3 protein-coding genes and 1 pseudogene are annotated in these 3,153 nt (G+C 64.5%); all 4 read right to left on the reverse strand.

Annotated elements, in window-relative coordinates:
• A partial coding sequence (locus tag BG60_RS35955; RefSeq protein ID WP_034474619.1) for a lysylphosphatidylglycerol synthase transmembrane domain-containing protein occupies positions 1-599 on the reverse strand: 599 nt, incomplete at its 3' end.
• Positions 596-1,435, reverse strand: a complete 840-nt coding sequence (gene hpnK, locus BG60_RS35960; protein WP_034474620.1) for a hopanoid biosynthesis-associated protein HpnK — start codon at positions 1,433-1,435, stop codon at positions 596-598. The genes hpnK and BG60_RS35955, both read right to left, overlap by 4 nt.
• A gap of 4 nt (positions 1,436-1,439) precedes the next feature.
• On the reverse strand, positions 1,440-2,864 hold the full coding sequence (gene hpnJ / locus BG60_RS35965; protein ID WP_034474621.1) for a hopanoid biosynthesis associated radical SAM protein HpnJ: 1,425 nt from the start codon (positions 2,862-2,864) through the stop codon (positions 1,440-1,442).
• A 19-nt stretch (positions 2,865-2,883) separates the two neighbouring features.
• Positions 2,884-3,153: pseudogene (locus BG60_RS35970) on the reverse strand (bacteriohopanetetrol glucosamine biosynthesis glycosyltransferase HpnI); the annotation flags it as partial.

Below are 3,153 nucleotides of genomic sequence, written 5' to 3' on the forward strand. Positions count from 1 at the left end.
TGACCCGCGCGCAGCAGCGGACTGTGGCCGAGCACGCGTCGCGCGAGCGCCATCAGCACATCGAACGGCGCGCCGCGACGCAGCCACCAGGCGCATGCGGCGAGCACTGCGAGCGTCGCCGCGCTCGCCGCTCCAAGCGGCCACAACGCGCGATGCAACGCGACCGAATGCGCAAGCGCGGCGATCCCGAATAGCGCGAAGATCGCCTGCATGCCGAGCGTGACGAGCACCTCAACGATCACCGACGCGATGACCGCCGATGAATCGCGCAGCTTCCAGCACGCGAGCCGCACGCCGACCACTTCGCCGCCCACGCTCGCGACGGGCAGCAGGCGGCTCACGCCATCGCGTACGGTCGCGGTCCACCATACGAAGCGATACGGCACGGTGCGCGCGAGCAGAATCCACCAGCCGAGCGCATCGAGCGCGAGCGGCAACGCGCGATACGGCACGAGCAGAAGCAACGGCAGCCATGCATGCATGATGCGCTCGCTGGCGTGGCCGATGCTCTCGCGCAGCGAGTAGACGATCACGGTTGCCAGGACGAGCGCGAGCACGCCCGGCCACGCCGTGGCGGCGGCGTTGCGTAGCGACTTCACGCGCGCCCCGCGCCGAATACGTCGGAGAAGCCGCCAAGCGCGACGCCGCGCGCACGCGCCGCCGCGAGCGCCTGGCTCACGCGCGGCGACAGGAGCGCGTCAAGTTCGTCGGCGTGCCGGTAGTCGCGCATCGAAGCCGTAATGGGCGTGTCGCCCGCCACCGCAGGATGACAGTAGATCTCGCCGACTCGCCTATCGTTCAGGTCGATGCCGGCGAGCGCCGCGAGCCACGCGGCTTCGTCCAGGCGCCCCGTCTGCGTCATGCCGACCACGTAGTCGTTATGCGCGATGCCCGCGCGCGCCAGACGCCGGCGCGTCAGCGCCATCCACGGCTTGAGCCACAACGGGGCGCTCGCTTCCGATGGCAGGCGCATCGCGCGCATGCTGTATTCGCGACCGATCGAGAGTATCAGCGAAAGCACCACCGGATGCACATGCAGATGCTTGTGCGTGTTCACGTGGTCGAGCGCTAGCCCGGTCGCGCGAAACGCGTCGAACTGCGCTCGAATTTCCTCGGCGAGCTGACGGCGCACATGCGGAAGCAATGCATAACGCAGGCCGTCTTTCAGCGGCGCATCGCGCATCCATCCGTTTTCGTCGGTCAACGCGGGAATCCGCGACGCGCCGAGCGTCGACAGTCCATCGGCCAGCACCACATGCAGCCCCACGCGAAGCGACGGACACTGCCGCGCGCGCCCGACAGCATCCCGCGCGGCAGGTGCCGCGACCATCAGGCTGGCGCACGCGAGGACGCCTTCGCGATGCGCGCGGATCACCGCCTCGTTGACGCGCTCGTGCAGGCCGAAGTCGTCGGCGGTGACGATCAACGCTCGCATGCGCTCACGCCTCGTGCGCCCGCAGAAAGCGGAAGAATTCCACGCCTTCGCGCAAGCGGCGCTTCATCATGTCCCAGCTTGTCAGCATTTCGCGCACGATCTCCCAGATCTTCGACGGGCGGAAATAGAACCGCTTATAGAAGCGTTCGAGCTCGTGGTAGATGTCTTCGCGCGACAGATGCGGATAGCCGATCGCCGCGAGTTGCACGCCTTCCTTGCTGACGAGATTGATGACCTTGTTTTCGGCGAGCCAGCCGTTATCGACTGCCTGCTGATAGAGCGTCGTGCCCGGATAAGGCGCGGCGAGCGAGACCTGAATCGTATGCGGATTGATTTCCTTCGCATACTGAATCGTTTTCTCGATTGTCTCTTTCGTTTCGCCCGGCAAGCCGAGAATGAATGTGCCGTGCACCTTGATGCCGAGCTTGCGGCAATCTTCCGCGAAGCACCGCGCAATGTCGGTCCGCAAGCCCTTCTTGATGTTGAGCAGAATCTGGTCGTCGCCGGACTCATAGCCCACGAGCAGCAGGCGCAGGCCGTTTTCCTTCATGATCTTCAGCGTCGAATACGGGACGTTGGCCTTCGCGTTGCACGACCACGTCACACCGAGCTTGCCGAGACCGCGGGCAATCTCTTCCACGCGCGGCTTGAAATCGGTGAACGTGTCGTCGTCGAACATGATCTCCTTCACTTCCGACATGTTGTCGCGAATCCACTTCACTTCTTCCAGTACGTTTTCGACCGAACGCACGCGATAGCGATGCCCGCCCACCGTCTGCGGCCACAGGCAGAACGTGCAGCGCGAACGGCAGCCGCGCCCCGTATAAATGGACACATACGGATAGTTCAGATAGCCGATGAAGTAGTTCTTGATGTTCAGATCGCGTTTGTAGACGGGCGCGACGAACGGCAGCTCGTCCATGTTCTCAAGGATTGGGCGCGCTTCGTTGTGCTCGATCGAGCCGTCCTCGTTGCGCCACGAAAGCCCCTTGATCGACGCGAACGGCAGGCCCTCGGCGACTTCCTTGCAGGTGTAGTCAAATTCCTCGCGGCACACGAAGTCGATCGCTTCGCTCGCGGTCAGCGAATTATGCGGATCGACCGCCACCTTCGCGCCGACCATGCCGATCAGCACCGACGGCTTGCGCACTTTCAGATGCTCGGCAAAGAGCGCATCGGTCGGAAAGGACGGCGTGCTCGTATGGATGATGACGAGGTCGTATTGCGCGGCAATCGCGAGCGTTTCCTCGACGGACAGGCCATCGGCGGGCGCGTCGAGCACGCGGCTTTGCGGCACGAGCGCGGCGGGTTGGGCAAGCCACGTCGGATACCAGAACGAGCGTATCTCGCGCTTGGCCTGATAGCGCGATCCCGCCCCGCCGTCGAAGCCGTCGAAGGACGGGGCCTGAAGAAAAAGCGTCTGCTTCATGATGCGAAGTCCTGTGAATTCATGACGGGTCGTATGGGCTGTCGGACGAGCTGGCTTCGTACGCATCGCGCTTCGCGGCCGACGCATCGAGCGGCACGCGCACGCCGCGCCACATCACGCTCGAACCGAACAGCGCTGCGAACCAGACAAGGCACATCAGCGCGTCGCGCAATGGGATGAGCGGCACGTCGCGCCAGAACGCGCGCCACGATCGCGCGCTGCGCGAGTGCAGCAAGAGACGCGCGCTGATACCGAGCGACGTGCTGATATCGACGATAGCATCAGCAGT

The organism is Caballeronia zhejiangensis, from assembly GCF_000698575.1.
Taxonomy (GTDB): Bacteria; Pseudomonadota; Gammaproteobacteria; order Burkholderiales; family Burkholderiaceae; genus Caballeronia; species Caballeronia zhejiangensis.

Excerpts from the sequence above, each read along its gene's own strand:
- hpnK (WP_034474620.1), bottom strand. The coding sequence starts at position 1,435 with ATGCGAGCGTTGATCGTCACCGCCGACGACTTCGGCCTGCACGAGCGC.
- hpnJ (WP_034474621.1), bottom strand. The coding sequence starts at position 2,864 with ATGAAGCAGACGCTTTTTCTTCAGGCCCCGTCCTTCGACGGCTTCGAC.